This is a genomic window from Arthrobacter sp. 7Tela_A1, assembly GCF_049311065.1.
Lineage (GTDB): Bacteria > Actinomycetota > Actinomycetes > Actinomycetales > Micrococcaceae > Arthrobacter_B.
In genome coordinates this window covers 1-26,880 of sequence record NZ_JAXIOO010000035.1, presented here as the reverse complement: position 1 = coordinate 26,880, position 26,880 = coordinate 1, and the positions used below count along the sequence as shown (strand labels likewise).

At 67.0% G+C, this 26,880-nt stretch carries 24 protein-coding genes; 10 read left to right on the top strand and 14 right to left on the bottom strand.

Annotation, left to right across the window (positions count from 1 at the left end):
- Nucleotides 1-88: 88 nt before the first annotated feature.
- The 6 genes from TVB01_RS13380 to mtrA form a co-directional block, all read right to left on the bottom strand.
- Nucleotides 89-1,297: a winged helix-turn-helix domain-containing protein gene (locus TVB01_RS13380; RefSeq protein WP_422456400.1), complete on the bottom strand. Its 1,209-nt coding sequence runs from the start codon at nucleotides 1,295-1,297 to the stop codon at nucleotides 89-91.
- A 26-nt stretch (nucleotides 1,298-1,323) separates the two neighbouring features.
- Nucleotides 1,324-2,049 carry a ribosome hibernation-promoting factor, HPF/YfiA family gene (hpf, locus tag TVB01_RS13375; RefSeq protein WP_422456399.1) on the bottom strand — a complete coding sequence of 242 codons (726 nt, stop codon included), beginning with the start codon at nucleotides 2,047-2,049 and terminating at the stop codon, nucleotides 1,324-1,326.
- 191 nt (nucleotides 2,050-2,240) lie between these two features.
- The gene (locus TVB01_RS13370; RefSeq protein WP_422456398.1) at nucleotides 2,241-2,792 is read right to left on the bottom strand and encodes a ComF family protein; all 552 of its coding nucleotides are present in this window, start codon (nucleotides 2,790-2,792) and stop codon (nucleotides 2,241-2,243) included.
- A 467-nt stretch (nucleotides 2,793-3,259) separates the two neighbouring features.
- Nucleotides 3,260-4,966 (bottom strand): LpqB family beta-propeller domain-containing protein, encoded by a 1,707-nt coding sequence (locus TVB01_RS13365; protein ID WP_422456397.1) that lies wholly within the window; start codon nucleotides 4,964-4,966, stop codon nucleotides 3,260-3,262.
- Nucleotides 4,959-6,743, bottom strand: coding sequence for an MtrAB system histidine kinase MtrB (gene mtrB / locus TVB01_RS13360; RefSeq protein WP_422456396.1), 1,785 nt, complete (start codon nucleotides 6,741-6,743; stop codon nucleotides 4,959-4,961). The genes TVB01_RS13365 and mtrB overlap by 8 nt, the downstream gene beginning before the upstream one ends.
- Nucleotides 6,715-7,392, bottom strand: a complete 678-nt coding sequence (gene mtrA, locus TVB01_RS13355; protein WP_422456395.1) for an MtrAB system response regulator MtrA — start codon at nucleotides 7,390-7,392, stop codon at nucleotides 6,715-6,717. The genes mtrB and mtrA overlap by 29 nt, the downstream gene beginning before the upstream one ends.
- A gap of 626 nt (nucleotides 7,393-8,018) precedes the next feature.
- Between mtrA and TVB01_RS13350 the strand changes: the two genes are divergently transcribed.
- From TVB01_RS13350 to TVB01_RS13325, 6 genes are read left to right on the top strand one after another with little or no spacing between them, the layout of a single operon-like run.
- Nucleotides 8,019-8,999: a glycerophosphoryl diester phosphodiesterase membrane domain-containing protein gene (locus TVB01_RS13350; RefSeq protein WP_422456394.1), complete on the top strand. Its 981-nt coding sequence runs from the start codon at nucleotides 8,019-8,021 to the stop codon at nucleotides 8,997-8,999.
- A gap of 6 nt (nucleotides 9,000-9,005) precedes the next feature.
- Nucleotides 9,006-9,695, top strand: coding sequence for a DUF4129 domain-containing protein (locus tag TVB01_RS13345; protein ID WP_422456393.1), 690 nt, complete (start codon nucleotides 9,006-9,008; stop codon nucleotides 9,693-9,695).
- Nucleotides 9,692-10,903, top strand: coding sequence for a DUF4350 domain-containing protein (locus TVB01_RS13340; protein WP_422456392.1), 1,212 nt, complete (start codon nucleotides 9,692-9,694; stop codon nucleotides 10,901-10,903). Before TVB01_RS13345 ends, TVB01_RS13340 begins: the two co-directional genes overlap by 4 nt.
- The gene (locus TVB01_RS13335; protein ID WP_422456391.1) at nucleotides 10,900-11,910 is read left to right on the top strand and encodes an AAA family ATPase; all 1,011 of its coding nucleotides are present in this window, start codon (nucleotides 10,900-10,902) and stop codon (nucleotides 11,908-11,910) included. The genes TVB01_RS13340 and TVB01_RS13335 overlap by 4 nt, the downstream gene beginning before the upstream one ends.
- A gap of 11 nt (nucleotides 11,911-11,921) precedes the next feature.
- Complete coding sequence (locus tag TVB01_RS13330; RefSeq protein ID WP_422456390.1) at nucleotides 11,922-13,214, top strand: DUF58 domain-containing protein; 1,293 nt, start codon at nucleotides 11,922-11,924, stop codon at nucleotides 13,212-13,214.
- Nucleotides 13,215-13,231: 17 nt separating this feature from the next.
- The gene (locus TVB01_RS13325; RefSeq protein WP_422456389.1) at nucleotides 13,232-13,912 is read left to right on the top strand and encodes a DUF4166 domain-containing protein; all 681 of its coding nucleotides are present in this window, start codon (nucleotides 13,232-13,234) and stop codon (nucleotides 13,910-13,912) included.
- A gap of 5 nt (nucleotides 13,913-13,917) precedes the next feature.
- On the opposite strand, the gene TVB01_RS13320 is transcribed toward TVB01_RS13325, so the two are convergent.
- From TVB01_RS13320 to TVB01_RS13305, 4 genes are all read right to left on the bottom strand, one after another.
- Complete coding sequence (locus TVB01_RS13320; RefSeq protein ID WP_422456388.1) at nucleotides 13,918-14,997, bottom strand: hypothetical protein; 1,080 nt, start codon at nucleotides 14,995-14,997, stop codon at nucleotides 13,918-13,920.
- Nucleotides 14,981-15,358 carry a chorismate mutase gene (locus TVB01_RS13315; RefSeq protein ID WP_422456387.1) on the bottom strand — a complete coding sequence of 126 codons (378 nt, stop codon included), beginning with the start codon at nucleotides 15,356-15,358 and terminating at the stop codon, nucleotides 14,981-14,983. The genes TVB01_RS13320 and TVB01_RS13315 overlap by 17 nt, the downstream gene beginning before the upstream one ends.
- Nucleotides 15,359-15,426: 68 nt before the next feature.
- Complete coding sequence (gene mnmA / locus TVB01_RS13310) at nucleotides 15,427-16,563, bottom strand: tRNA 2-thiouridine(34) synthase MnmA (protein ID WP_227894478.1); 1,137 nt, start codon at nucleotides 16,561-16,563, stop codon at nucleotides 15,427-15,429.
- Entirely contained in the window at nucleotides 16,560-17,786 is a 1,227-nt protein-coding gene (locus TVB01_RS13305; RefSeq protein WP_422456386.1) for a cysteine desulfurase family protein, read from the bottom strand. The genes mnmA and TVB01_RS13305 overlap by 4 nt, the downstream gene beginning before the upstream one ends.
- A gap of 175 nt (nucleotides 17,787-17,961) precedes the next feature.
- On the opposite strand from TVB01_RS13305, the gene TVB01_RS13300 reads away from it, so the two are divergent.
- The 3 genes from TVB01_RS13300 to TVB01_RS13290 are packed head-to-tail and all read left to right on the top strand — an operon-like array spanning nucleotide 17,962 to nucleotide 20,231.
- Nucleotides 17,962-18,924 (top strand): J domain-containing protein, encoded by a 963-nt coding sequence (locus TVB01_RS13300; protein WP_422456385.1) that lies wholly within the window; start codon nucleotides 17,962-17,964, stop codon nucleotides 18,922-18,924.
- Nucleotides 18,925-18,944: 20 nt separating this feature from the next.
- Nucleotides 18,945-19,412, top strand: coding sequence for a tRNA (cytidine(34)-2'-O)-methyltransferase (locus TVB01_RS13295; RefSeq protein ID WP_422456384.1), 468 nt, complete (start codon nucleotides 18,945-18,947; stop codon nucleotides 19,410-19,412).
- A 15-nt stretch (nucleotides 19,413-19,427) separates the two neighbouring features.
- Nucleotides 19,428-20,231, top strand: a complete 804-nt coding sequence (locus TVB01_RS13290; RefSeq protein WP_422456383.1) for a class I SAM-dependent methyltransferase — start codon at nucleotides 19,428-19,430, stop codon at nucleotides 20,229-20,231.
- Here the strand turns inward: TVB01_RS13290 and TVB01_RS13285 are convergent.
- The 4 genes from TVB01_RS13285 to TVB01_RS13270 all read right to left on the bottom strand — a co-directional run bounded on the left by TVB01_RS13285 (nucleotide 20,228) and on the right by TVB01_RS13270 (nucleotide 24,586).
- Nucleotides 20,228-20,980: a PIG-L deacetylase family protein gene (locus tag TVB01_RS13285; protein WP_422456382.1), complete on the bottom strand. Its 753-nt coding sequence runs from the start codon at nucleotides 20,978-20,980 to the stop codon at nucleotides 20,228-20,230. The genes TVB01_RS13290 and TVB01_RS13285 overlap by 4 nt on opposite strands.
- Entirely contained in the window at nucleotides 20,977-21,921 is a 945-nt protein-coding gene (locus tag TVB01_RS13280) for an electron transfer flavoprotein subunit alpha/FixB family protein (RefSeq protein ID WP_422456381.1), read from the bottom strand. The genes TVB01_RS13285 and TVB01_RS13280 overlap by 4 nt, the downstream gene beginning before the upstream one ends.
- A 47-nt stretch (nucleotides 21,922-21,968) precedes the next feature.
- Nucleotides 21,969-22,805 (bottom strand): electron transfer flavoprotein subunit beta/FixA family protein, encoded by an 837-nt coding sequence (locus tag TVB01_RS13275; RefSeq protein WP_422456380.1) that lies wholly within the window; start codon nucleotides 22,803-22,805, stop codon nucleotides 21,969-21,971.
- Nucleotides 22,806-23,029: 224 nt separating this feature from the next.
- Nucleotides 23,030-24,586 carry a S1C family serine protease gene (locus TVB01_RS13270; protein WP_422456379.1) on the bottom strand — a complete coding sequence of 519 codons (1,557 nt, stop codon included), beginning with the start codon at nucleotides 24,584-24,586 and terminating at the stop codon, nucleotides 23,030-23,032.
- A 370-nt stretch (nucleotides 24,587-24,956) separates the two neighbouring features.
- Here TVB01_RS13270 and TVB01_RS13265 point away from each other — a divergent pair.
- Nucleotides 24,957-26,880 (top strand): TPM domain-containing protein (locus TVB01_RS13265; protein ID WP_422456378.1); only part of this gene is annotated, 1,924 nt, incomplete at its 3' end.

Below are 26,880 nucleotides of genomic sequence, written 5' to 3'. Positions count from 1 at the left end.
ATTTGCTCCCAATCTAGTGTTGCCGTTTTCTGGCGTCCCCAGTCTACGTGAGAGACGTCCCGCAGGACGTCTGGGTTCCCGGCGTGGGTTACTCACGGCTAACGGCCAGTTTCAGGGCGGGCGCAAGGTTGCCCACAGGTCTTACCATAACCTCTCCGAGGTCCAGCCACCGTGCCATCAGGACTAATTCCGCAGCCAGCTCAACGGCAGTATCATCCGGTGCGTCCGCTTCCAGGTGGGCGGACTGGACCAGGAGCACTCCCCTGGCCCGGTCGGCTTTGAGGTCAACGCGCGCCGCGATCCCTTCCCGCAGCAGGAAGGGCAGCACGTAGTACCCGAAACGCCGTTTTGCCGCAGGGGTATAGATTTCGATCCGGTAGTCGATCCCGAAGAGGTCCCGCAGCCTCCTCCGGTCAAATACCAGGGAATCGAAGGGACTCAGCAACCCGCGGCCGTGGCAGCGGCGTGGAATGCGGGCAGCTGCATGCAGGAAAACCGGTGTCTTCCAGCCAGCGACCGAGGTCTCCTCCAGCGTGCCGCGTGCGGACAGTACCCTGGCCGCCGCCAGGGTCTCCTGAACCGGCAGGCGGAAATAGTCGGCAAGTGCGTTTGCCGTGCCGACGCCAAGCGCACGTGCAGCCCTTTCCGTCAGCCGCAGCAGTGCCTCGCTGCGGTCGACGCCGCCTTCCAGGGACGCCGGCCCCTGCGGATGCACCGCGGCGGTGGGGGCGTAGAGCCGTTCAAACTGGGCAGTACGGCCGGCACTGGTAACGATCCCCTGTTCGAACAGGTCTTCCAGCGCGCGCTTGACGACGCTCCAGTTCCATCCCCAGTTGGTCTTTTCCCTGTCCGCGGCGTGCCCCAGGAGCATTTCAGCCTGGCGCGCGGTGAGCGGATGCTTGTCTTCGAGCAGTGCCAGCAACGCATCGGAGACGCGCCGGCGGAGTTCTTCCGGTTCCCCGGAGCCTGCCCAGCTTCGTTTCTTCCAAAGGCGCAGGTCGGCGAACAGGTCCGGATGGATATAGCTCGCCTCGTGCGCCCAATACTCCATCATGCGGCGCGGGTGGCGGGAAGACATCCGGTCCAGCACCGTCCGGTCGTACGCACCGAGCCGCGAAAAGTGCGGCAAATAGTGGCTCCGGGCGAGCACGTTGACGGAGTCGATCTGCAACAGGGCGAGTGAATCAAAAACGCGGCCCACCTGCCCGGGAGTCGGGCTGGCGGGCCGCGCTTTAGCAAACTGCTGCGCGCACAGAACGGCGCGGCGGGCCTGGTCCAGGGTCAAGGCGGCTGGCATGCCCCCATCCTAGACAGGTCCGGCCGTCAGGCGGTGGCTTCGATCCCTTCCGTCACAACCGTGTTGTCGCGGTAACCGCGCATCTCTTCGCGCAGTTCCTGTTCGCCCTCTGCGCACTTCGAATCCAGGGTGATCACGCCGTAGGTCCATCCCTTCCGGCGGTACACCACCGACGGCGCACCGGTTGCGGAATCAACGAACAGGTAGAAATCGTGGCCGACCAGTTCCATGTTGTCGACAGCGTCGTCAAGGCTCATGGGGGCACCCGGAAAAACCTTGCGGCGGATCAGCACCGGGCATTCGCCGGTCTGCGTCTCCTGGTCGGCTCCATTGCCTTCCATAGGATCCGGTTCTTCAGCGGCAACCTGCGCTGCGAGCGGCTCTGCTGTCCGGGCCGGCTCCAGCCCGGCGGTCGCCACGCGTACCGCAAGAGGGGTGTGCCGCCCGTGGTGAACCTTCCGCCGGTCGCTGGCACGGCGGAGGCGCTCCATGAGCTTGCCGTAGGCGAGGTCGAAGGCGGCGAACTTATCGGCGGACGATGCTTCGGCACGGACCACGGGTCCGCGTCCAAGGACGGTCAATTCAACGGTGAGGGAGCTGTCGGCTTCGCGGATGTTCTCGTGCTTGGTAACCCGTGCATCAACCCGCTGCACCTTGTTTCCGAGGTTCTCCACCTTGCCGATCTTCTCGGCGGCGTACTGACGGAACCGATCGGATACTGCAACGTTGCGTCCGCTGATCATGAATTCCATGGTGCCCTCCAATATTCTTCGGTGACACAACAACGGCCGCTGCCAGTTTCCTTCGCAGCCGTTGCCGCAGGACTGCTCCTTTGCTTGAAACAGTCCATACCAACACGTTAGATCACCCCGAAAGTAAATTCACCTTCTGACCTTGGACGCTGTCCTTTCTTTTCCCGGCGTGGCCTGCTGCAACGCGGTGGTCAGCGGGTAGCTGAAGGCGCACGCGCCGCAGCGATGACGACGGCGCCCAGCACCTCCGCACCGGCGCTGCGCAGGGCACGCACAGCTTCGGCAAGGGTGGCTCCAGTGGTCAGGACGTCATCGGCCACCACCACTTTCAGCCCTCGAAGGGATCCCGGCGGCCCCGCGATCATGGTTCCCTGCACGTTGCGCCTCCGGGCCCGGGCTCCGAGCCCCTTCTGCCCTGCCTTCCGGATACTCAGCCATCCCGCAGCCTCGGACCGTGGCCGGTACCGCACCAGCCGGCTGACGTGCGTCTTCCCGGGCAGCAGTCCGCGGCGGCTGACGTAACCCAGGATGAGGGCAAGCGGATCGTATCCGCGGCGGTAACGGGCCCGTGTCTTCCCCGGAACCGGGACCAGATGGACTGGATCCTGCCCGATGCCCGGAACCGAGTGCAGGGCGCGCGCCATCGCCGTGCCGAGGACAGGAACCAGATCCGTGTGGCCATGGTTCTTGCAGGCGAGCAGCACCCGGGCCAGTGCCGTCCCGTAGCGGCCGGCCGCCGTCACCGACAGAGGACGGTATTGGCGCGCCGCGGGGCGGGAAAACCCGGGCCGGGCAGGAAACGCCTGCGCCGGCGTCCTCCTCCTCCTGGGACGGGAGCAGCCCTGCGCCGGACGATGCCTCAAAGGGGCGCAGTGTGGCATGCCTGACGGCGGCCGCGCATCCGCTACACAACGATTCGTCCGGCCGTGCGCACACGGCACACACCACCGGCAGCAGCACCGACCGCAATTCGCGGCCGGCCACCAGCAACCCGGCCGCGGCGGGGTGCTGGAAGACCCGGTCCGCTTCCCGGAACAAAATCACACGCGGAAAAGACATGTCCCCACACTGCGGCCCAAGGCACGCCGCCATGTGCAACGGACAGCGCGTGCGGATAAACGGTCGCTGTCAGGCCCACCGGCCGGATATGTGGAGGGACGGAGGGATACCGAGAGGTGCAGACCCCAGAGGACCAGACGGGAACAATGCCCTAGCCCGGGAACGCCGGATCCCGCAGCCCGTCGATTTCCTTGATCCAGCCGTTGCCCAGTTTCTTGTAAATGGCGTCAGCGGTCTGCAGGAAGAGGTCTTCCGGACCATCACCACCGCTCAGGCTGAAGCCTCCGTCCCATGGCGCCAAGGTTCGGTTCTCCTCCGTGGGATCCAGGATGACCGGGGTAAGGCGCTCATCCTGGCCGCTTTGCAGCGCCGCAACCGAGGTCTCGCCGACCCAGACAGCCGTCGTCACGGGATCATCAGTCCAGATTTCCAAAGGTGCTGTCAGCGTCTGCGGGGTACCGTCGGAAGAGCGCACGACGCCGGCGATCAGGACACGGGCGGTACCCTTCTGTTCAACCACCAGCAAGGCACGGGCTCCGTCGCGGGAGATCCGCAGTTCCCTGACCTTCATCCCGTCGAGCCAGGACGGCTTCAGCCCAGGCTGGGCCGAAGGCTTGAGGTCCGGTCCGACAGCGATCACTTTACTCCCGGACGGCTCGTCCGAGGCGGACCAGATCCAGCCTTCAGGATCGACGCTTGGCGCGGTGAGGGAGCTTCCGGACGCCACGGGTGCGACGTCCTTGCCGGGACCTGTCACCAGCAGGGTGCCGGCGTCACCGGAAAGGAAGGCGATGGTGGTCAGGTCCGCCGACACGGCGGGCTCCTGCGGTTCGTACTCGCTAAGGTCAGGCAGGTCTTCGATGGGCACCGCCTGCCTGTCGCGGAAGAACATCAAGCTGTCGCCGGAGACCGCAATCTGGGTATCGCCGACACGGGGATCGTCCTGGACCGCCAGCAGGGAATCGTCCTCGGGTCCCAGGTCCACCGCGCGCTGGTTGACCGTCATCTCCACGGAATTCACGTTATTGAGCTGGCGGAGGTTCTTTTCCAGCTGAAGCGCCATCTGCTGCCGGCTGAGGTCGCTGGAATCAAGGACTTCGGCCGAAAAGTCCACCGAGGCCACGCCGGAAACCACCGGAACGGCATCGCGCGCGAGCGACGTTTCCGCTGGGAAAGCGCTGGTCACCGCGCCCCGCAGGTACGGAGCAGGTCCCGCCAGCAGGGCGTTGACCACGGAGGCCGCTATGCCTGACCGGCGGACAAACCACCGGGTGTCCGGAACCCAGTAGCGGTAGGTGCTGGAGTAGAAGTACAGGTTATGGGCCTGGAACACCGTCGGGAACGTGACGTCCGAGATCATCACTCCGTTGGGAATGCCGCTGATGCGCCACTCGCCGTCCTGCTGTGCCACCCGGACCTGGATGGTCTCGGTGGTCCCGGGGGCGGAGTTCGTGCGGATGCCTCCGGCGTCGACCGAGGCCACCACTTCCAGTTGGATCTGGAACGCATTCGGCTCGGGAAGCGGGACCACGTTCGGGTCCGCTCCGTAGATCACGACCCGTTCGCCGGGAACCCAGGAGCCGGCAAGCTCGGGTGTGAGGAACTCACGGGCCGCGCTGTAGTCCTCTCCCGCTCCCACTCCGGCGGTGATGAAGCCTTCGATGATTTCCTGCGGGCCCGCGCCGTCCACGGGGCCGGGAGGCGCGTAGCTGAGCTGGTTCGCGATGTTGCTGCCGCCCGCACTGGGAGTAGCCGTGCCCACCGGACCAACCGTGGGAATAGAGGAACAGCCGGCCAGGAAGAGCATGACGGCGACGAGGAGTGCGGCGCGAACGCGGCCGCGAAGTCCGCTAGTCATGGTGTTCCTCCGGGTCAGGACGCACGAGTGCAGAGAGAGCGCGGGGCGGTGCCGGCAGCGATGTGTCCTGCGGGGAAAGGGGAACCGGGGACGCCGCGAACCCTTCGCCGTGCCGCCGCGGAAGTGTCAGCCGGAAGCAGGCACCGTTGCCCGGGCTGCCCCACGCTTCCAGCCATCCGTCATGCAGCCGGGCATCCTCCGCAGCAATGGCAAGGCCCAGACCGCTGCCGCCGGTTGTCCGGGCACGCGCCGGATCCGCCCGCCAGAAACGGTCGAAGACGCGCGCGGCGTCGTCGTCGCTCATCCCAATGCCATAGTCCCGGACCGCGACGCCGACGGCGTCGGCATTGGCGGCGACTGCGATCTCCACCGGTTTGCCTTCACCATGCTCCAGCGCATTGACCACCAGGTTGCGGACAATACGTTCGACGCGGCGGGGATCGGCATCGACCACTACCCGGTCCTCGCGGCAGACAATGCGCACTTCCGAACCGTTGTTCAAGGCCAGCGGCTCGGTGGCTTCCACGACGTCGCGGACGATGCCGAGGATATCCGCGGCCTCGAGGTCCGGTTCAGCTGCGCCGGCATCGAAGCGGCTGATTTCCAGCAGGTCGGCGAGCAGCGCCTGGAAGCGTTCCACCTGGTGGTAGAGCAGCTCCGTGGAGCGCTTGCTGATGGGATCAAACCCGTCGCGGGCGTCGTACAGCACTTCGGCTGCCATCCTTACCGTGGTCAGCGGAGTGCGCAGTTCGTGGGAGACGTCCGAGACGAAACCCTGCTGCATGCGTGAGAGCTGGGCGAGCTGGGTGATCTGGTCCTGCAGCGTGGCTGCCATGTGGTTGAAGGAGGCTGCGAGCCTGGCAACCTCGTCCTCTCCCTTGACCTCCATGCGTTCCTGGAGCTCCCCCGCCGCGAGCTTTTCGGACACGGAGGCGGCGGCACTGACGGCGCCGACGCCGGCCTTTGTGACAACCCAGGCGATAGTTCCGATGATTGCCAGGAACAGGCTGCCGGCGATCCAGAGGATCCGGTGGATGTCATCCAGGGTCTGCTGCATGGTGGAGAGGTCGTAGATCAGGTAGAGCGCATATTCGGAGCGGTCCGGAGGCAGCGTGACCTTGGTGCCGAAAGCCAGTCCGGGTTCGCCGTGGGCAAGCGCCAGGGCGGACCAGTGGACGACGTCCTCGCCGTCCGGATCCATGGCGTTGATGGAATCGCTCAGCGGCGCCGGGATTCCGCTGGCAGTGATGCCGTCACCCAGCGGGTGAACGTAAAGGTTGTCCTGCCCGGGCAAAGGTGTGAGCAAGTAGCGGCGCGGGGTTTCGGCACCGCGTCCCTCGAGCAGGGAAAGTGTGTTGGACACCAGTCGTTCGGTGCCTTCGCGGTCCACGGCTGCGGTGGTGCGGAAGTTTTCCTTGACGCTGCTTAGGCCGGCAGTTGCTTCGGCACGAAACTGTGTCAGGCGCTCCTCATACAGGGCGCCGGCAATCTGGTGGGACAGGAACGCCCCGATTCCGCCGGAAGCCAGGGTCACGAGAAGGAGGGTCGCCAGGACGGTCTTGAACTGCAGCGACCGCCGCCAGCGCACGGCAACCCGCGCCAGGCTGGCCTGGTAGGCGGATTCCGCCATCCGGCGCACGGCGGCCGCGGCCCGGGCCCGGCGCTCTGCGCCGACCCATTGACGGGCCCACGAGCCGGTCTTTTTGCCGTCGGCGGCGCCGGGCTCCGCCGGGGAGGCGGAACTGGAACTAGTTCTGGCCGGCTTTGTAACCGACACCGCGCACCGTCAGGACAATTTCGGGCGCCTCAGGGTCGCGCTCAATTTTGGAGCGCAGCCGCTGCACGTGGACGTTGACCAGCCGGGTATCGGCCGCGTGGCGGTAGCCCCACACCTGTTCCAGCAGCATTTCCCGTGTGAAGACCTGCCAGGGTTTGCGCGCCAGCGCCACCAGCAGGTCGAATTCCAGCGGGGTCAGCGCAATCCGTTCGCTGCCGCGTGACACGGAGTGCCCTGCGACATCGATGCTGATTTCCCCAATTGAAAGTGTCTCCGGCGATTTCGAATCGACCGGGCGCAGCCTGGCCCGGACGCGTGCCACGAGTTCGGCCGGTTTGAAGGGCTTGGGCACGTAGTCGTCCGCCCCGGACTCGAGGCCGCGGACGACGTCGGCGGTGTCGGATTTAGCGGTCAGCATCACGATGGGAAGGTCGGACTCCGCGCGGATCTGGCGGCAGACCTCGATGCCGTCGATACCGGGCAGCATCAGGTCCAGGAGCACCAGGTCGGGCTTGGTGCTGCGGAAGATTTCCAGGGCCTGCGCACCATCAGAGCAGAAAACGGGGTCGAACCCGTCATTGCGCAGCACGATGCCGATCATTTCCGCCAGGGCTTCGTCGTCGTCTACGACCAGTATCCGTGCCTTCATGCTTTCCAGTTCCCCACTTACTTCCTGCCCCTGATGGGCAATCGACGCCTGCAGCCCGCGCCGGGCATGCTGTTCCTTGCCCACTGCGGCAGTGGCCGTTAGGGCTTGCGCCCAGCGCGCAGGCGGGGCACGCCGGAATGCCCATGTTATCCCTATCATCCCCGGCGGCATATTTTTGCAGCGGCCCGCCGGGTCCCGGTGAACGCGGACAGAAACTATAGTCGGACAAGGACAAACAACAGCAAGAGCGGACAAGGCGGGGGCCAGGCATGAGTCAGGACAATCACAACCAACCCGGTTCGGGGGCGGGCGACGGCAGTGCCGGCGCATCGCTGCCTCCCCTTCCGCCTCCCGGACCGCAGCAGCCACAATGGGGTCAGCAGCCCCAATGGGGGCAACAGGCTCCTTGGCCGCAGCCCCAGTGGGGACAGTATGCTCCGCCGCCCCAGCCCCCCTGGGAGCAGCAGGCTCCCCAGCAACAGCCCTGGGGCACGCCTCCCCCCGGCTCGGGCGCGCCTGGCCAGAGTCCCTATGGCTTTCCCGGGCCGGCCTACGGTCAGGGACAGTACTCAGCACCGCCGAAGCCCGGCGTCATTCCGCTGCGTCCGCTGGGTTTGGGCGAGATCATGGACGGAGCCTTCCAGGCATGCCGCCGCAACCCGGCAGCGACTTTCGGCACTGCCATCATCATCCAGGCCGTCATCGCTGTCCTGAGCGTGATCTTCGGCCAGTCCCTCATCGGTTCACTGGAGGTCCTGGACACGCAGGCGGAGCTCACCGACGCCCAGGCTATGTCGCTCGGTGCGTCTGTGCTGACCGGCGGCACCGTGCTGACCATCATCTCGGCGATCGGAATCCTGGTGATGCAGGGACTGCTGGTCATTCCGGTGGCCCGTGCGATCCTGAACCTCAAGACCGGTTTCGGGCAGACCTGGCGCCTGGCCAAGGGGTCCTTCCTCCGCCTGGCGGGCATGGCCCTGCTCATGCTCGCGGCTTCCATCGCCGGGGCGGCCGCCTTCATCTTCGCCGTCGTTTTCGTCATTGAGTTTCTGGGCACCTCCGGGATCGTCCTCACGGTGCTGGGAGTCCTGGCGGTCGTAGCCGTCTTCGCCTGGCTGACGGTAAAACTCGCCCTGGCACCCGCTGCCCTGGTCCTGGAACCGCGCGGCATTTTCGCTGCCATGGGCCGGTCCTGGTCGTTGACCCGGGGCAACTGGTGGCGGACCTTCGGCATCCTGATCCTCACCAGCATCATCGTCTCCATCATCGTTTCCGTGATCAGCACGCCCATCACCATGCTGGTCACCCTGTTCGCCTCGTTCGGATCCGGCGAGGCCGCCGGGGACGACCTGTCGACGATCCTGCCCGTCCTGGTGCTGACCACGGCCATCTCCGCGTTCTTCGGAGCAATCGGGTACGCCTTCCAAGCTGCCGTCACTTCCCTGTTGTACGTCGACCTCCGCATACGCCGGGAAGGCTTCGACGTCGAGCTGATGCGAGAGCAGGAACACGCTGCCGGCGGGGATCCCGACGACGTTCCTGGCCGCGGCGGCCAAGGCCAGTTCCCTGTTCCTCCGGGCCCGTGGCCCGGAGGACGGGCCTCCTAGGCGTTCATGATCTCCGCTTTCCCTCTCCGCTCCGCCCTGCCGTTTGACGTGCCGGTGGAACCCGACGACCGGCAAGCCCGGAAGTGGCTGGAAACCGAGCTGGCCCGCCCCGAATACCAGGATGCCCGGCCGGGGTGGGCGGAGCAGCTGATCACCGCTGTCCTGGAATGGCTGGGCGACGTGCTTTCAGGCATCCAGGGCCTGGGATCCGGCGCCGGTGTGCTGCTGCTGGGTCTCGGTGCACTGCTGGTGCTGGCGTTGGCCGTGCTGGTCATTCGTCCGCGCCTGAACGCCCGGCGCAAGCCCTCGGAAGGGATCTTCGAAGACGCTGCCGCAGAACAGGACGCTGCAGGACACCGGCGGCTTGCCGAGCACGCGGCAGCGGCCGGAGACTGGGACACCGCACTTGCCGAACGTCTGCGTGCAGTCCTTCGCTCAGCAGAGGAACGCGTCATCCTGGACCGGAGGCCGGGACGCACGGCCGGCGAAGCAGGAGCAGCCCTGAGCTCCGTATTTCCGGGCGCAGGAACGGATATCCGCTGGCTGAGCGCCCGCTTCGACGAGGTCAAGTACGGCGGAGCGCATGCCGAAGCAACGGATTCCGAGCGGGCCGCCCGGCTTGACGCCGAGCTGCTGCGGACCGAACCTGTCCAGGCGCACCTCCGCACGGAACCGGTTCTGGCGGTGCCGAAATGACCAGCACAACAACCCCGAACAGCACGCCTGACGGAGCCGCCTTCCTCCCCGCACGGGCACCGGGGAGCCTGCGGCGCAGGCTGCGGGCGTGGCGGCTCTGGATCGTTCTTGCGCTGGTCCTGGCTGGCGGGGTCGCGCTGAGCCTGCTCACCTCCGCCGGAGAGGACCGGATCCCGCTCTCAGCGGATAACCCCGCTCCGGACGGCGCCAAGGCGGCGGCAAGCGTGCTTCGTGCACAGGGTGTCGACGTCGTGGTCCCGGCGGACTACGACGCGGCCCTGACAGCACTGGAGCCCGGCGGAGCGACGCTCCTGCTCGTTGATCCAAACGAGTATCTGGACAGCGGCCAGCTCGGGCAGCTGGCCGGCGCTGCGGACAAGACCGTCCTGGTGGAGCCCACGTTCCTCCAGCTCGCGGAGCTGGCTCCGGAGATTGCCCAGGCAGGACTGGTTCCCGAGGCCTTTCTTGAATCTGGTTCCGCGCCGGCGGCGGACTGCTCTGCCCCTGCTGCAGCAGCGGCCGGGTCTGTCACTGCCGGGGGCCTGGCCTACCGCGGCCAGGTCACCTGTTTTCCGGTCACCGGAAACAGCGAACCCCCTGCCGGGGTTTACGCTTCCTCAGCGGACGGATCGGACTCCGTCCTGGGCTTCACCGGACTGCTCACAAACGAAACAATCGCCCGGGACGGCAATGCCGCGCTGGCATTGCACGTCCTGGGAAGCACGGACACCCTGGTCTGGTACCTCCCGGTTCCTTCGGACATCCTGCCGGGCGCCGCTCCGGCAAACCCCTTTTCCCTGTTTCCGGCGTGGGTCGATCCGCTGCTCATCTGGACGCTCGTCGTCGCAGCCGCGGCCATCTTCTGGCGCGGGCGGCGGCTTGGGCCGCTGGCCCTGGAACCGATGCCGGTGGTGGTGCGCGCTGCTGAGACAGCGGACGGAAGGGCCCGCCTGTACCAGGACAGCCGCGCACTGGACCGTGCCGCGGACAATCTTCGTGCGGCCACGCTCGTCCGGCTCGCCGCCCGCCTGAGGCTCGGCCCGGGAAGCACAGCCGCCGCCGTCGTTGATGCCGCGGCACATGCGAGCGGACGCCCCGCAACCGATATCGATAACCTGCTCAACCGCCATGTACCCGCAACTGACCGTGACCTGGTGACCTGGTCACAGGAACTTTTGGACCTAGAGGAAGCGATAACCGAACCATGACCCAGCAGTACTCCTCCCCCGCCGGCGAGGTCCAGCCAGGCACCCTGGATGAAGAAGCCGAGAGTGCCCGCCGGGCGCTGCAGGCCGTCCGGCAGGAAGTGGCCAAGGCCGTCGTGGGGCAGGACGCCGCCGTGACGGGACTGATCATCGCGTTGCTGGCCCGCGGACACGTGCTGCTGGAGGGTGTGCCAGGCGTTGCCAAGACGCTGCTGGTCCGCACCCTGGCGGCCGCGTTGTCCCTTGAAACGAACCGGGTCCAGTTCACTCCGGACCTGATGCCCGGTGACGTCACCGGTTCGCTCATATACGACGGCCGCTCGGCGGAGTTCAGCTTCCGCGAGGGACCGGTCTTCACCAATATCCTGCTCGCCGACGAAATCAACCGCACACCGCCCAAGACCCAGGCGTCCCTGCTGGAAGCGATGGAGGAACGCCAGGTCACCGTTGACGGCGTCTCCCGCGCATTGCCGGACCCGTTCATGGTTGCCGCAACGCAGAACCCCGTGGAGTACGAGGGGACCTACCCGCTGCCCGAAGCCCAGCTGGACCGTTTCCTGCTGAAGATGACTTTGGACCTGCCCGGCAGGGACGACGAGATTGAAGTCATCCGCCGGCACGGCAGCGGGTTCGATCCCCGGAACCTTGGGGCAGCCGGCGTCCGGCCGGTAGCCGGCGAGACGGACCTCCGGCACGCCCGGGAAGCTGTCTCCCGGGTGGAGGTGGCACCTGAAGTCCTGGGCTACATCGTCGACCTGGTCCGGGCGACCCGTTCTGCGCCGTCGTTCCAGCTTGGTGTCTCTCCCCGCGGCGCCACGGCACTGCTCAACACCGCCCGTGCCTGGGCCTGGCTCTCCGGCAGGAGCTTCACGACGCCCGACGACGTCAAGGCCCTGACGCTGCCGGCCCTGCGGCACCGCGTGGCGCTGAGGCCCGAAGCGCAGATGGACGGAGTCAGCGTGGACGACGTGCTCGGGAGCATCCTCGCAACCGTCCCGGTACCCCGGTAGGCGGAGGCACCGTGGCTGTTTCAGGACGCTTTGTCCTCCTTGCCGCAGCGGGTGCAGTGGCCGTAGTCCTGTTTCCGGGCGCAGCAGCTATCTTCGGCTGGCTGGGAATCCTTGCCCTGGCTGCGGGCACCGACCTTGCCCTGGCGGTTTCCGCGCGGAGCCTGCGACTTCAGCGCGATGTGCCGGAGAGTTCCCGGCTCGGTGAGGATGTGCGGACAGCCCTTACCGTCCACAACCTCTCCGGGCGCACGCTCCACGCGGTACTGCGCGATGCCTGGCAGCCCTCCGCCGGGGCACGGGATGCAGTGCGCCGCCTGACGGTGCCGGCCCGCGAAGCACGCCAAACGGCAGGTATCCTGAGGCCGGAACGGCGGGGTGAGCTGCGCACTGCGCACATCACGGTCCGTTCCTTTGGCCCGCTGGGGCTGGCAGCGCGCCAGCGCACCATCCCCTACCCCGGATCACTGCGCGTGCTGCCCGCGTTCCACTCCAAACGCCATCTGCCCGCCAAGCTGCGCCGGCTGCGCGAGCTCGACGGAAACGCATCCGTCCAGCTTCGGGGAAACGGTACGGAATTCGATTCGCTGCGCGACTATGTGCGCGGTGATGACGTACGCTCCATCGACTGGCGGGCGACGGCGAGGCGCCGGGACACGGTGGTGCGCACCTGGCGTCCGGAGCGGGACCGCCGGGTGATCATGGTGCTGGACACCTCGCGGACCTCGGCGGCACGGATTCTTGACGAGCCCAGGCTCGACACCGGCATTGAAGCCGCGCTCCTGCTGGGCATGCTGGCCCGCGGCGGCGGCGACCGGGTCGATTTCCTGGCCCTGGACCGGCGGGTACGGGCACGCGTGGACTCCACGGCCAAGGGGAACCTGCTCAGCCGGCTGGTCAACGCCATGGCTCCGCTGGAACCGGAGCTGGTGGAGGCAGACCTTTCCCTGCTGCCCGGCGTCATAGCCTCCGTCTCCTCGCGCCGCTCCCTGGTAGTGCTCATCACCTCTTTGGATGCCGGCGCCGTGGAGGAGGGCCTGCTGCCGGTCCTCCCCCGGCTGCTGTCCCGGCATGTGGTGGTTATCGCCTCGGTACGGGATCCTGCACTGGACGAACTGCGGGCCGCACGGGGTTCCGCTGCTGATGTTTTCCGTGCAGCCGCAGCGGAACGCGCCCTGCTGGACCGGGCGGCGGTTACCGCACAGTTGAAGTCCATGGGAGCGGAAGTAGTGGATGAAACGCCCCATGAGCTGCCTCCAAAACTTGCGGACATGTATATCCGGCTCAAGGCCTCCGGGCGGCTCTAGCGGCGTAGGGTGGAGGCATGAGCGAAGGGTCCCTGTACCGCCGTGCGCTCGGCGCAGAATTCGACAAGCTCCAGCCCCAGCTGCAGGACTATTTCTCGCTGCAGCCGGATGAGGGACGCTACGGGCTGGGGGCGGGGACGTTCGAGGTAGCGGGCAGTCCGCGCCCGGCGCTGCGTCCGTTATTCTCAGCCCTGCCGGTGAGGAACGCGTTCTTTCCGGATTTCGGCCGAAATGTTCCGTTCACCATCCGCAACTATGCCCACCGCGATCCGTTCGGCCGCTCGTCGCTGACCGCTGTGCGCAGCTTCCGCTTCGACGGCGGACAACGCATCTTTGAAGACACGACGTCGCTGACCTCCCCCGCCGGACTCACGGACTATGTCGGACGGCGCCGGAACCTCGCCACCGATCTGACCCTGGCCGTCTCCGGCGACGGCAGGATGCACATGCATTCCCCGCATACCAGGCTGTTCCTCGGACGCCTGCGCATCCCCGTGCCCGTGCTGGCGGGCGCCGATGCCCACGCTGAGCAGTGGTGGGACGAGGACTCCGGCCGCTTCCGGATCCGCACGCTGGTCCGGCAGCGGCAGCTCGGCACAGTCTTTGTCTACGACGGCAGCTTTACCTACGGGTACCGGGAGTTCGACGGCGTGCTGCCGCCGGACGTGGAGCCGGAAAAGTGGGAGAGACGGCTCTAGCCGCTTTAGCTTTCCGCCGCCAGCTGGTCCAGGGCCGACGCAGTCTGGGTCAGACGTTCCAGCACCCGCCGTGCCGCCGCCGGAGCCAGCTCTGCCAGATCGCCGTCGGGCATGACCCGAAGGGCGGGAAGATCGCGCAGCGGCAGGCCCACCCGGGTCCAGCCGCGCGTAATGTCCTCCACCAGGGCAGTGACCTGCCTGGGCTCGGCACCCGGAGCCGGCAGCGGGAGCGCGCTGAGCCAGATCTGTTTTCCGGCTTCAACTGCTTCGGCTATGCCTTCCCAGTCCCGGTCCGTCAGGCGCCGCAGCGGCAGGGCCACGCCGTCGGCACCGGCCCCGAGGGCCAGGTCCAGCCCGGATTCCGGGCTGCCGTGTCCGGCGGCAGGCAGGTTGATGATGACCTGCGCCGCACCGGCCTCCGAGAGCGCGTCCCGAACCATGGCCCACAGGATCGATGCTTCCTGATTGGGCACCCGGCGAAGCGTCCGGTAGCCGCTGGCAGTGGGGATCCGCCCGCCAAGGACCTTGTCCACGGCCGGTTCGTCCAGCTGGACCACCAGTGATGCGCCGCGGGACACAGCCGCCACCCGCTCCACAAAGCCGGCTGCCCCCGCGGCCAGCGACTCTGTCAGCTCACGGCGGGCTCCGGCGTCGGACAATGCGCGTTCACCGTTGTGCAGGTACAGCTCCGAAGCCAGCGTCAGGGGTCCCCGCAGGGAGACCTTCAGCTCGCTGCCCGGGTCTTCCTCTTCGCCGATAACGTCGGCCAGCGCGTTGATGTCGCGTGAAAGCAGCGATACCGCCCGCCGCTGGTCCATCCCCGGACGGTCCACTAACCGCCAGCCGTGCGGCTGCAGGTCAACGGGAAGGTCAACGAGCATTGAGGCGGTTCGGCCGGCCGCATCGGCACCGATGCCGCGCTGGGGAAGTTCCACGAGGAACGGAAGATGGGGATCCCCGAGTTCGCCGCGGATGGTTTTGGCTGCTTCCACCGGGTCGCTGCCCGGCCAGGCGCCGGCAGCGGTCGCAGTGACCCCTGACGGTTCAGGAACGGACACCGCGCCGCGGTCAGGCTCCGGCTGCATTGCTTCCGCCGTTGCGGGTCTCGGAAATTGCCTGATGGTGGCGGATGACTTCACTGATGATGAAGTTCAGGAACTTTTCCGCGAACGCGGGATCCAGGTGGGCGTCCTCAGCCAGGCGGCGCAGCCGGGCGATCTGTGCGACTTCCCGCCCCGGATCGGCCGGAGGAAGGCGGTGCTCGGCCTTGAGATGCCCCACCCGCTGGGTCGCCTTGAAGCGCTCCGCCAGCAGATAGACAAGCGTTGCGTCAATGTTGTCTATGCTGCTGCGCATGGCCAGCAGTTCGGCCATGACCTCATCCGCCACTTTTCCCGAAAGGGAGCTGGCTTTGGGGTCGAAATCATCGGCTGGTGCAGTACTCATTCCACCAGTTTAGGTCCAGCCGCCGGGACTCGATTCCAGGTTACGCCGGGGCGCTTCGGCGCGCCCTTTCAGGAGACTGCGGTTGGATCCCATTCCAGCGAGCGGGCGGAATCGATGGTCGCCTGGCCCAGGACCCGGGTGCCCTGGTAAATGACGACGGTCTGGCCGGGCGCGACGCCGCGCATCGGCTCATTCAGCCGGACCACCAGTTCGCTGCGGCCTTCAGGCCCGGTTTCCATCCAGGCAGTCGCCGGCACGGGATCCCCGTGTGCCCGGACCTGGGCAGTGCATTCGAAGACTTCGCCGGTTTCGACTTCCCGGATCGGCAGGCCGGCCCAGGAGACCTTGATGCCGCGCATCTGGTCGATGTCCAGGAGCTTTTCCGGGCCCACGATGACCTTGTTCTCCTTGGGCCGGATCTCCAGTACGAAACGCGGCTTGCCGTCCGCGGCGGGACGTCCCAGCTTCAGTCCCTTGCGCTGGCCGACGGTAAAGGCGTTGGCGCCCGGGTGCGTGCCGAGTGTTTCACCGGAGGGATCGACGATCTCACCCTCGCTCATATCGATGCGTTCCTCGAGCCAGCCCCGGGTGTCGCCGTCGGGAATGAAGCAGATGTCGTGGCTGTCCGGCTTGTTGGCAACGGAGAGTCCGCGGCGTTCCGCCTCTGCCCGGACCTCTGCCTTGGACGGAGTGTCGGCCAGCGGGAACATCGCGTGCTTGAGCTGTTCATGGGTCAGCACGCCCAGGACGTAGGACTGGTCCTTGGCCCAGTCTGCAGCGCGGTGCAGTTCCGGATTGCCGTCGGCGTCGGTGATGACCTTGGCGTAGTGCCCGGTGCAGACGGCATCGAACCCGAGGGCGAGCGCCTTCTCCAGCAGCGCGGCGAACTTGATCCGCTCGTTGCACCGCATGCAGGGATTGGGGGTGCGCCCGGCGGCGTATTCGGCGACGAAGTCATCAACGACGTCTTCCTTGAACCGCTCGGAGAAGTCCCACACGTAGTAGGGAATGCCCAGGATGTCGCACGCACGCCAGGCATCGCGGGAGTCCTCGATGGTGCAGCAGCCCCGGCTGCCGGTACGCAGCGTCCCGGGCATGCGGGAGAGCGCCAGATGGACCCCGACGACGTCGTGTCCTGCCTCCACTGCCCGTGCTGCGGCCACGGCTGAATCGACGCCGCCGCTCATTGCTGCCAAAACCTTCATGAAGTAAAACCTGTCCCTGCTGTTCGGATGCTGCTTTCGCTGCCGGCCATGCCGGCCTTCTTGGCCCGTTCATAGGCCTCGGGCAGCGCGTCTATCAAGGCATCAACGTCCTCGGCCGTGGATGTATGCCCCAGGCTGAAACGCTGGGCTCCCCTGGCCTCGGTCTCGGTGAGTCCCATGGCCAGCAGTACGTGCGAAGGCCGGGGAACGCCTGCAGTGCAGGCCGAGCCGGTGGACGACTCTACGCCAGCCAGATCGAGAAGGAAAAGCAGCGAATCCCCCTCGCAGCCCGGGAAAGTGAAATGGGCGTTTCCCGGCAGGCGGCGGGTGCCTTCCTCGTCGTCGCGCGCTCCGCGCAGGACGGCGTCGGGCACCACGCGTTCGACGGCGCTGATCAGGTAGTCGCGCAGCGTGCGCAGCCGCCGGCTTTCCTCACCGAGGTTCTCGGTGGCGTCACGCGCGGCAGCGGCAAACGCCGCGATGCCGGGTTTGTCCAGTGTTCCGGACCGGATGTCCCGCTCCTGTCCGCCGCCGTGCAGCACCGGTGTGAGCTTCACGGCCCGGCCGACGACCAGCGCCCCAACGCCAACCGGCCCGCCGATCTTGTGCCCGCTGACGGCCATGGTGTCCAGTCCGGAGTCCCGGAAGTCCACGGGCACGGCCCCGAACGCCTGCACGGCATCGGAATGCACCGGAACGCCGTAGGTGTGGGCCAGTTCCACCAGGGCGGGGATGTCCTGGAGAGTGCCCACTTCGTTGTTGGCCCACATCACGGTCAGGAGCGCGGTCTCTGCGGCGTGCGCCTCCAGTTCCTGCCGCACTGCCTCCAGCGGAACAACGCCGTCGGAATCGACCGGAAGCCAGCTCACGGTGGCCCCCTCATGCTTTGCGAGCCATTCCACCGTGTCCAGGACAGCGTGGTGTTCCACCGGAGAGCACAGGATCCGGGTGCGCTGCGGGTCGGCATCCCGGCGGGACCAGTACAGCCCCTTGACGGCCAGGTTGTCGGCTTCGGTTCCTCCGGAGGTAAAAATGACTTCCGAAGGATGGCAGCCCAGCGCCGCGGCCAGGGTTTCCCGCGAGTCCTCGACCACCATCCGGGCACGCCGGCCGGAGCCGTGCAGCGAAGATGGATTGCCGCTGCGGCTCAGTTCAGTGGTGAGTGCGGCGAGGGCCGAAGCCGAGATCGGCGTGGTCGCCGCGTGGTCAAGGTACACGGGCACCAGACAATTCTAGCGGGTTGTTCCCCGGCCACGGGCTAGAATTGGTTCTCCACTGGGCAGCGAACCGAATCGGCCACTGCAGCGTTATAGGTATCAGGCACCAGCGGCAGGAACCCGGACAGCCGAGGACCATCCGGTCCGCAGCGGCACCGGCATGCTACCGAAAGGAACAGCAGTGACTCCCCCAGCCCAAACGCTGTATGAGGTTCTGGGACTCACGCAGTCGGCCACCGCTGAGCAGATCAAGTCTGCGTACCGGCGTGCCGCGCGGGACACACACCCCGACCACGGCGGCAGCAGCGAGAGTTTCCATCTGGTCTCGGAGGCCTACCAGGTCCTTTCCGACCCGGAGCAGCGCAGCGCCTATGACCTCCGCCTGCGCCGTGCCGGAACAGCGGGAGTTCCCTCCGGAAGTTCCCCGGTGCGCCCGGCAGCCTCAGCGGCAGCCGCCGCTCCCGGCCGCCCCGCACCCAATCCGGACTTCGGCAAGTCCCCGGTTTTCGTGCCGGACTTCTCCCCGCAGAATCCGCCGGCCATTCCGCTGGCCATGATCGGCCGGCAGGTCAACGGAGAGCCGGTGCGTCCGGGGCTCTTCAAGCGCATGGGTTCCTCCGCCGGAGCCAGGTTCGACGCCGAGAACCTGACCATCGGACTGCTGGCGAACTCCCTGCTTCCCGATTATCCGGCGGGCCGCCTGGTGAACAGCCTGCACATTCCCGATTCCGGTCCGCGCGGCGGGTCGCTGGATATTGGCCACGTGCTGCTGGGCGGCTACCGGATCGCCGTGATCGATTCACTGCTCTCTTCCCCGGGCGCTTACTACTGGGACGGGGTGCAGCTGCGCCACCGCGGGCACGCTGTCGGTTCCCTGCGGCTGGCGGACGCCGTCAGCACCCTGCAGGAGAGGTTCCCGGACCAGCTGGTCTCAGGGTGGCTGGTGCTGCACAGCCCCAACGGCAATCCCTTTGAACCGATCATCGATTCCCCGCCGGACCTGCCCGCCTCCGCGCCGGTCGACGTCGTGAACCCCGGAACCCTGCTGAGGGACCTTCGCCGCTTCTTCAGCACCGGCCCGCAGCCCAATACCGTCCTGCTCCCGGCGCTGGGTGCGCTGATTGATGCGTCAGCCCAGCCCTGATGCGGGCATAGGATAAAGACGTGTTCCGCATCCTCTTCCACACTCCTGAAATCCCGGGCAATACCGGCAACGCGATCCGCCTTGCCGCGATCACCGGGGCCGAGCTGCACCTCGTGGAGCCCCTCGGGTTTGAGCTCGAAGACTCCAAGCTGCGCCGCGCCGGGCTGGACTACCACGACCTCGCAGTCCTGCATGTCCACCCGGACCTGGAGGCGGCGTGGAAAGCGCTGGCCCCGGAGCGGGTCTTCGCGTTCACCTCCGACGGTGACACGAGCTACACGGATATTGCCTACCAGCCCGGCGACGTCCTCCTCTTCGGCCGGGAGTCCGTCGGCCTTCCAGAGGACGTCAAGAATGATCCGCATGTCACGGCACGGGTCCGTCTGCCCATGCTCCCCTCCCTGCGGTCGCTGAACCTGGCGAACTCCGCGTCCATCGCTGTCTACGAAGCCTGGCGTCAGCACGGTTTCGCAGGTGCCCGGCTCTAAACCAAAGGATCCCCTATGCCCGAGCAGCATCCCCTTGAATCCGCCTTTGATGCCGGTGCCGCGGATTTCGAACGCCTCGCACCGTCGCTGTGGAACCCCATGGGCAACGCTCTGGTCGCAGCTGCCGACGTCCACCTCGGCGAGCAGGTCCTGGATGCCTGCTGCGGGGGCGGGGCAATCACCATCCCGGCAGCGCAGAGCGCGGGCCCTGACGGGGCAGTCGACGGCGTGGATATCTCCGCAGACCTGCTGGACGTCGCACGGGGGAAGGCCGGGACCCTTTCATTGGACAACGTCGCTTTCCACCGCTCCGACATCCTGGCCTGGCAGCCGGACACGCAGTACGACGTAGTGCTGTGCGGCTATGCCGTGTTTTTCCTGCCTGACATGGATGCCGGTGTCCGGCACCTCGTTTCGCTGCTGCGCAGCGGCGGACGGCTGGCACTGACCACCTGGGCTGACGGGTCGCTCACGGAATTCGCCGGCATCCTTTACCGGCACTGCGCGGCTGTCGCCGGCGACGGCGCCCCGGCCACCACGGGTGCCAGGGACAACATGAACTCGATCAATACCCCCGAGAAGGCCACGACGTGGCTCCGGGAGCTGGGCCTGGAACAGGTTGAGGCCGCACACACGCCCGTTCCGGTCCAGCTGAACCCGGAACTCGCCTGGGCTGTGGTCCTCGGCAGCGCCATGCGCCTGCTGCTGCCGGAAGACCCGGCAGCAGCAGAAAAGGTCAAGGAAGCTTTCCTGGCCGAGCTGGGCGAGGACTACACCCTGAACGCGGACACGCTGATTGTGACCGCGGTCAAGCCCTAGAAGCCGGCGATGGTGGCGGGAGTGTTCACTCCCACCACATGGAAGACTTCGGCGCTGGTTCCCGCCGGCAGGGCGTGCCGCTGCGCATTATCCTGCAGGAAGCCGCGGACCGAGCGGTCCATGCCCTCAGGATCCGGGTGCTGGCTGGCATGCACGCGGATGGCGGCGAGCTTGCGGTCCAGCTCTGCAGTGACGTCCACAGCATGGTTTTCCCGCTCCCGCGGCGCGCCGTAGAACCACAGCCACGGCACCTTGAAAGCCTCGAGCCCGCGGGCGGCCAGCTCAGGGTAGGCGAACGGGTTTTCCACCGCAGGATAGACGGCGCGCGTGACAATTTCCCCGCAGGCCAGGTGGTCCGGGTGACTTGCCTGGATCCGTGACCAGTTCCGTTCCGGGTGCATGGAGAGCACGACGTCGGGACGGACCTGGCGGATCAGCTCCACGACACGGCCCACCACGTCATGGTTCACGGCCAGGAAACCGTCCTTCTCCCCCAGGAAATGGATCTCGCCTGCCCCCACGATGTCCGCCGCTGCACGCTGTTCGCTGCTGCGCAGGGCAGTGACGCCGTCGCGGTCCCCCGGCTCAAACCCTCCGGCGTCACCGTCGGTCATGATGCAGTAGGAAACTTCGGCTCCCTGCGCGCACCACTTAGCCAGGGTGCCGGCAGCTCCAAAATCGATGTCATCAGGGTGCGCCGCGAAGGCGAGGACCCGGTTCACCCGGGTCCCCTCGGGGAAAACCGTCATGCCCGCCGCTTCCGGATCTCCTCGGACGCCCGGGGCAGCACCGAGAAGACGTCTCCCACAATGCCGAAGTCAGCGATTTCGAATACCGGAGCGTCAGGGTCCTTGTTCACGGCCACGATCACCTTCGCCGTCTGCATACCTGCCTTCTGCTGGATGGCACCCGAAATACCGGCGGAAATGTACAGCTGGGGCGAGACGGTCTTGCCGGTTTGCCCAACCTGCGCCGAGTGCTCGATCCAGCCGGCGTCCGTAGCAGCACGGGATGCTCCCACGGCACCGCCGAGCAGGTCGGCCAGCTCCTCCACGGGGGTGAAGTCGCCGTCCATTCCGCGGCCGCCGGCGACGATAACGCGCGCCTCGGACAGCTCCGGCCGTCCGCTCACGCGCTTTTCGGAGCGCTCCACCACTACTGCTGCCGGACCTGTCTCCGGGACGGTGACAAGGCTCCGTTCAGGCACTCCCGGTGTCCCTGGCTCTGCGGGCTCGACGGAATTCGCTTTGACCGTAATGATCGGGACCCCGGTTTCCACCCGGCAGGTGGAGGTGTAGGAGCCCGCGAGCACGGACTTCGTCACGGAGAGATCCGGTGCCACGGCAACAGCATCGGTGATCACGCCGGAGCCCAGCTTGATGCCTGTGCGTGCGGCTACTTCGCGGTCTTCGAAGGAGTTGCCCAGCAACACGGCCTCAGGCGAGGCTGCACGGACTGCTTCGGTCAGGAAGGCCGCCTTCGCAGCGACCAGCACATCCGGCAGCGGCTGGCTGGGTTCGTAGATCTGGACTGCTCCGAAGCCGGCCAGCTCAGCGGCAGCTTCGGCGGACAGCGGGCGGGGGCACGCTACCGCCGGCTCCCCGAGCGCAGCGGCGATCGCCAGCAGTTCCCGGGACGCCCGGGGCAGTGGAAGGGACGGGACATCGAGAAAGACAAGTACGGAGCCCATGGGGCCTCTCCTTGGGGTGCGGGCGCGGCAGCGCCGGAAGGAAGGTGCTAGATAAGTTTCTGGGAGGCGAGGAAGTCCACGAGCTTGGCGCCGGCATCGCCGTCGTCGGTGATGATGGTTCCGGCTCCGCGCGGCGGACGCGGCGCCGAAGCGGCCACCGATGTCCAGGATCCGTCCTTGCCCGCCTGCGCAGCGTCCACTCCGACGTCGGACAGCGAGAGAACAGTCACGGGCTTCTTCTTGGCTGCCATGATGCCGCGGAAGTTGGGGTAGCGCGGCTCGTTGGCCTGGTCCGTCACCGAGACCACTGCAGGCAGCGGGGCTTCAATGACCTCAGAATAGGAGTCGCCGTCCCGCCGGGCGCGCAGCACCGGTCCCGAGGGCGAAGCCACCGTTTCGAGCTCGGAGGCGAAAGTCAGCTGGGCGTACCCCAGCCGCTCTGCGAGCTGTGCCGGGACCAGGGAGGTTTCTCCGTCGGTGGAGGCCATCCCGGTGATCACGAGGTCAACCGGTGCCTGGGCGTTGAGGTAGTTGACGACGGCGGCAAGGGCCAGCGACGTCGCAGCGGCATCAGAGCCCTCGAGGGCCTCATCGCTGAGGTGCACTCCTTTATGGGCACCGATCTGGAGGGACTTCTTCACCGCATTCACTGCGGCCGCCGGTCCCATGGTGACGGCGGTGACGGTATTGCCGCGCTTCTCCCCGCCGCGTTCCTCGGCCAGCACCAGCGCTGCTTCGAGGGCATATTCGTCCAGTTCGGCGAGAATGCTCTCGGAACGGTCCAGGGTATGGTCCGGTCCGGCGAGCCGGCGGTCAAACTGCGTGTCCGGGACGTGTTTCACCAAAACAACAATGTTCAGCGGCCCGTTGGCTGACTCCTGCATTCCGGCCTTTCCTGTAGGAAGATTCCGCCGGATTGGACTCCGGCATCCCCCGCCCGTCGGCGGCGACAGATTAAAGCTAATCACACGCCGCCCCCGGGCCCGAACGGCAGCGGGACCGAATATGGTTTCCGCGTTGGGGCCGGGCGCTGTTTAGCCCGGTACAGACGGCGCCCGGGCCCGGCGGGCGGGGGGCGGGGGGGCCGGGAGGACGGTCTGCGGTGCGGCTACTGGTCGGCCGAGTCGCCGAGCGTGACGTCGACGCTTTCCGGCTGGCCGTCACGGACGTAGTCGATGGTGACCTTGCTGCCCGCAGCCTGCATCCGGACGGCAGCCGTCAACGACTGCGCGTCGGTGATGGGGATGCCGTCCACCGACGTGACAATGTCCCCCTTCTGCAGCCCGGCCTGGGCCGCAGGGGTTCCGCCGGCAGGGTTGTCAGCGATCTGCGCTCCGATGGTGAAGGAAGAGGAAGACCCCGAACCCGTGGCCGGAGTGACGGAAACCCCCAGGAAACCATGCGTGGCGGAGCCGTTTTCGATGATCTCATCGGCTACCCGCTGCGCGTAGCTTGCCGGCACGGCGAATCCCACGCCGATGCTTCCGCTGTCCTCGCCGCTGCTGGTTGACGAGGCCGAAGCAATGGCCACGTTGACACCGATCACCTCGCCGTCCGTGTTCACCAGGGCACCCCCGGAGTTTCCGTGGTTGATCGCGGCATCAGTCTGGATCACGTTCAGGTAGATCGATGAGGACGCTGAGCTTTGGTCCTGGGACGATCCGTCCGGCGGAGCGAACCGGAAACCGAACCCGTCATCCTGGGGGGATGAGTCCGTGTCCGATTCCGGGGCCGCAGAGGACTGGACGCTGATGGTGCGGTTCAAGGTGGAAACGATGCCGTCCGTGACCGTTCCGGCCAGGCCCAGCGGCGCACCGATGGCCAGGACAGAGTCGCCCACGTTCAGGTCGCCGGAGTCCCCCAGGGTTGCCGGGGTGAGGTCTTGGCTGTCGACTTTGATGACCGCGAGGTCGGAGAGCGGGTCAGTTCCGACGACGGTGGCTGAAAGCACGCGTCCGTCTTCGGTCTGCACCTCGATCGTGGGGCTGGCAACGGTCCCGCCGAGGGTCACCACATGGGTGTTCGTGAGGATGTGTCCCTCATCGTCCAGGATGATTCCCGAGCCGGAACCGGAGGAACCGGATCCCGAGACCTCGATCGTCACGACGCTCGGTGAAGCCTTGAGCGCCGCGGCAGTGATCGCGTTGACGTTGTCCTGGTCGTTGACCACGACAGTCTGGGACTGTCCGGTGGTTCCGGCAGTCCTGTTGCCGTTGTCCATCACGGCGTCTGCAGCGACGGCGACACCGCCGCCGAGCAGGCCCGCCACGAGCATTGCGGTGACAAGCGTTCCGGTCCCGTAACGGCGCCGTCCATCCGTTCCGGGAGCGCCGGCGCTGCCGTAGCCGCTGCCCCAGTTCCCGCCCGACGGGTAGCCGGGCTGCCGGGGCGGATCGCTGGGCTGCGGCCCGTAGAACACATTCCCCTGGGGGCTGCCTGCCCCGCCGGCCTGCGGCGCGGGGCCCGGAGCGGCCTGGCCGCCTGCCCAGCCTGCACTGCCCGACGGGCCGGCAGCGTGGGCGCCGCCGGGGGCTGGCAGACGGGTAGTGTCCGCTGCAGCGTGCTCCCGGTTCCCCTCGGACCCGGAGGAAGACGACGGCGGTACCGGCGGACGGGGAGGCAACGGCCGCTGCGGGCCTTCGCTGCCCCCATAGTGCTCACTCATATGGGCCGTCCTTTCGAAATTCGGTGTACCCACAAGTATCGACCCATCCACTATGACAGGGGAGTCTGTGACCGAGGCACAAGCTTTCTGGAAGTCAGCTGGGAATTTCCCGAAAGCGCAGGGGCATGCGGGTGCCGCCCGGCCGTGGACACACTTCGGCGTCCACCCACGTCAGCCGAGGATAGCCACGGACAGTCAAGGCGAACATTCAGGCTCATGGGATACGGTTTCGTGGTGGACGGTGCGGTTAGGCCCCCCATAGAATCAAAGCCATATCGCCCGGTCCAGCTACCCGGACACCTGCCCGAGCCGGAACCATAGCCTGTGCTGCGGACAGACCGCATAACAGGACAGACAAAGGAAACGATTTATGCGGTTGAGGACGAAGCGGTTTGCAGCCGTGCTGGCACTGAGCGCCCTGGCGGTCTTCGCACCGTCTGCTGCTCACGCGGAGCCGCCGGTGACCATCCCACCAGGCCAATACGTCGTGGATACCAACGATTCGCTCGGTGGCGGGACAGCCGAGGTACAGCAGGCCGTCACTGACGTGCAGAAGAGTACCGGGTACACCCTGTACGTCGTCTTCGTGGACAGCTTTACCGACCCCACGGATCCCTCGGCTTGGACCCGGGACGTCGTCACAGGCAAGGACATGGGCTCGAAGGAAGCACTGCTCAGCATCGCCACCGTCGAGCGCAAGATGGAAGTTGCTACCGGCGACCAGTCCGTGCTCAACGAAGCCAAGCGCAATGCCATGCTCCAGGCCGCTCAGGAACCGCTCCTGGGGAACCAGAACATCAGCTCCGAAGACTGGACAGCGGCCGCCGTCAACGCTGCGGCTTCGCTCGAGGATATTGCCGAAGGCGGCAGCGGCGAGGTCTCGGCCGGGGGCGGCAGCAGCCTCGCCCCGGCCTTTATCGTGGCCGGCGTAGTGCTGGTTGGCGCCTTTGCCGTGTTCGCTTTGGTCCGCAGCCGGTCCCGCAAGAAGGGTGCGATCGCCACCCGCGAGGAAACGGCTCCCCAGGATCCGCTGGATGCCATGAGCGTTCCCGAACTCCGCAAGCGGGCCGGCAGCCTCTTGATCGCAGCAGACGACGCCATCAAGTCCAGCGAGCAGGAGCTCGCCTTCGCGGCAGCGCAGTACGGTGACGACGCCGTCTCCACTTTCACGGACGACCTCGCCGTAGCGCGGGCTCACATGGGCGAGTCCTTCAAGATGCAGCAGCAGCTCGATGACGAGATCCCGGACACCGAGGAGCAGCAGCGAGCCTGGCTCAAGGACATCATCCGCCGGTGCGAAGCAGTCAATGATTCGCTGCAGGCGCACAAGGAAGATTTCGATGCCCTGCGGGAGCTTGAACGGAACGCTCCGGCCGCGCTCGCCGCGGCCCAGGACAGCGCCCGTACGACCTCTGCCCGCCTCGATTCCGCCCGGGCTGCCCTGGATGGACTGGCCACGAAGTACAGCGACTCGGCACTGGTGCAGGTTCGGGACAATATTGAGCAGGCCCGTGAACGGCTGGCCTTCGTGGAGAACGCCGCGGACACCGCACAGGAACGGCTGCAGGAGGGCGACACCTCTGCTGCTGTCCTGGCGGTACGGGCCGCGGAGGAGAGCGTGCACCAGGCCAATGTCCTGCTTGACGCCATCGACCGGACCGGAAGCGGGCTGGATGCCGCCGCGGCCGAGCTCGACCGCGCCGTCGCCGACGCCCGGCAGGACCTGGCCCAGGCCCGTGCCTTCTCCCAAAACGGTGCGCAGCAGGCGCTGGCAGGCCCCATCGCCGGCGTCGAGCAGGCCTTGGACGCCGTCGCCGCTGCACGCGCCGGCACGTACGACCCGGTGGACCTGCTCGGACGGCTGGAGTCCTCCAACGCCCAGCTGGACGCCTCGCTCGAGGGCCTGCGTGACCGGCAGGAGCAGGAGCGGCGCGCCCGCGATGCCCTGCAGCACACGATCATGTCCGCGCAGGCCCAGATCGCCGGCACCTCGGACTACATCCGTGCCCGCCGCGGCGGAGTCGGCAGCGAGGCACGGACCCGTCTCGCGGAGGCAGAGCGGAACCTGGACCAGGCCATTGCCCTGCAGTCCTCCGATCCCGTCAGCGCACTCGCCTACGCCCAGCAGGCCAACGCCCTGGCGGCCCAGGCATCACAGATGGCACAGCAGGACGTGGACGGCTTCGGCGGAGGCATGGGCGGCTGGGGCGGCGGCGGGATGTACGGCGGCCGCGGCGGAGGCGGCAACGGCCTCGGCGGCGCGATCCTCGGAGGCATCCTCATTGATTCCATCC

What these genes read in the sequence shown, in the direction of transcription:
- TVB01_RS13380 (WP_422456400.1), bottom strand. Translation starts at nt 1,297, where the DNA reads ATGCCAGCCGCCTTGACCCTGGACCAGGCCCGCCGCGCCGTTCTGTGC.
- hpf (WP_422456399.1), bottom strand. Translation starts at nt 2,049, where the DNA reads ATGGAATTCATGATCAGCGGACGCAACGTTGCAGTATCCGATCGGTTC.
- TVB01_RS13365 (WP_422456397.1), bottom strand. Translation starts at nt 4,966, where the DNA reads ATGACTAGCGGACTTCGCGGCCGCGTTCGCGCCGCACTCCTCGTCGCC.
- mtrA (WP_422456395.1), bottom strand. Translation starts at nt 7,392, where the DNA reads ATGAAGGCACGGATACTGGTCGTAGACGACGACGAAGCCCTGGCGGAA.
- TVB01_RS13350 (WP_422456394.1), top strand. Translation starts at nt 8,019, where the DNA reads ATGGACGGAGCCTTCCAGGCATGCCGCCGCAACCCGGCAGCGACTTTC.
- TVB01_RS13345 (WP_422456393.1), top strand. Translation starts at nt 9,006, where the DNA reads ATGATCTCCGCTTTCCCTCTCCGCTCCGCCCTGCCGTTTGACGTGCCG.
- TVB01_RS13340 (WP_422456392.1), top strand. Translation starts at nt 9,692, where the DNA reads ATGACCAGCACAACAACCCCGAACAGCACGCCTGACGGAGCCGCCTTC.
- TVB01_RS13335 (WP_422456391.1), top strand. Translation starts at nt 10,900, where the DNA reads ATGACCCAGCAGTACTCCTCCCCCGCCGGCGAGGTCCAGCCAGGCACC.
- TVB01_RS13325 (WP_422456389.1), top strand. Translation starts at nt 13,232, where the DNA reads ATGAGCGAAGGGTCCCTGTACCGCCGTGCGCTCGGCGCAGAATTCGAC.
- TVB01_RS13320 (WP_422456388.1), bottom strand. Translation starts at nt 14,997, where the DNA reads ATGCAGCCGGAGCCTGACCGCGGCGCGGTGTCCGTTCCTGAACCGTCA.
- TVB01_RS13315 (WP_422456387.1), bottom strand. Translation starts at nt 15,358, where the DNA reads ATGAGTACTGCACCAGCCGATGATTTCGACCCCAAAGCCAGCTCCCTT.
- mnmA (WP_227894478.1), bottom strand. Translation starts at nt 16,563, where the DNA reads ATGAAGGTTTTGGCAGCAATGAGCGGCGGCGTCGATTCAGCCGTGGCC.
- TVB01_RS13290 (WP_422456383.1), top strand. Translation starts at nt 19,428, where the DNA reads ATGCCCGAGCAGCATCCCCTTGAATCCGCCTTTGATGCCGGTGCCGCG.
- TVB01_RS13285 (WP_422456382.1), bottom strand. Translation starts at nt 20,980, where the DNA reads ATGACGGTTTTCCCCGAGGGGACCCGGGTGAACCGGGTCCTCGCCTTC.
- TVB01_RS13280 (WP_422456381.1), bottom strand. Translation starts at nt 21,921, where the DNA reads ATGGGCTCCGTACTTGTCTTTCTCGATGTCCCGTCCCTTCCACTGCCC.
- TVB01_RS13275 (WP_422456380.1), bottom strand. Translation starts at nt 22,805, where the DNA reads ATGCAGGAGTCAGCCAACGGGCCGCTGAACATTGTTGTTTTGGTGAAA.
- TVB01_RS13270 (WP_422456379.1), bottom strand. Translation starts at nt 24,586, where the DNA reads ATGAGTGAGCACTATGGGGGCAGCGAAGGCCCGCAGCGGCCGTTGCCT.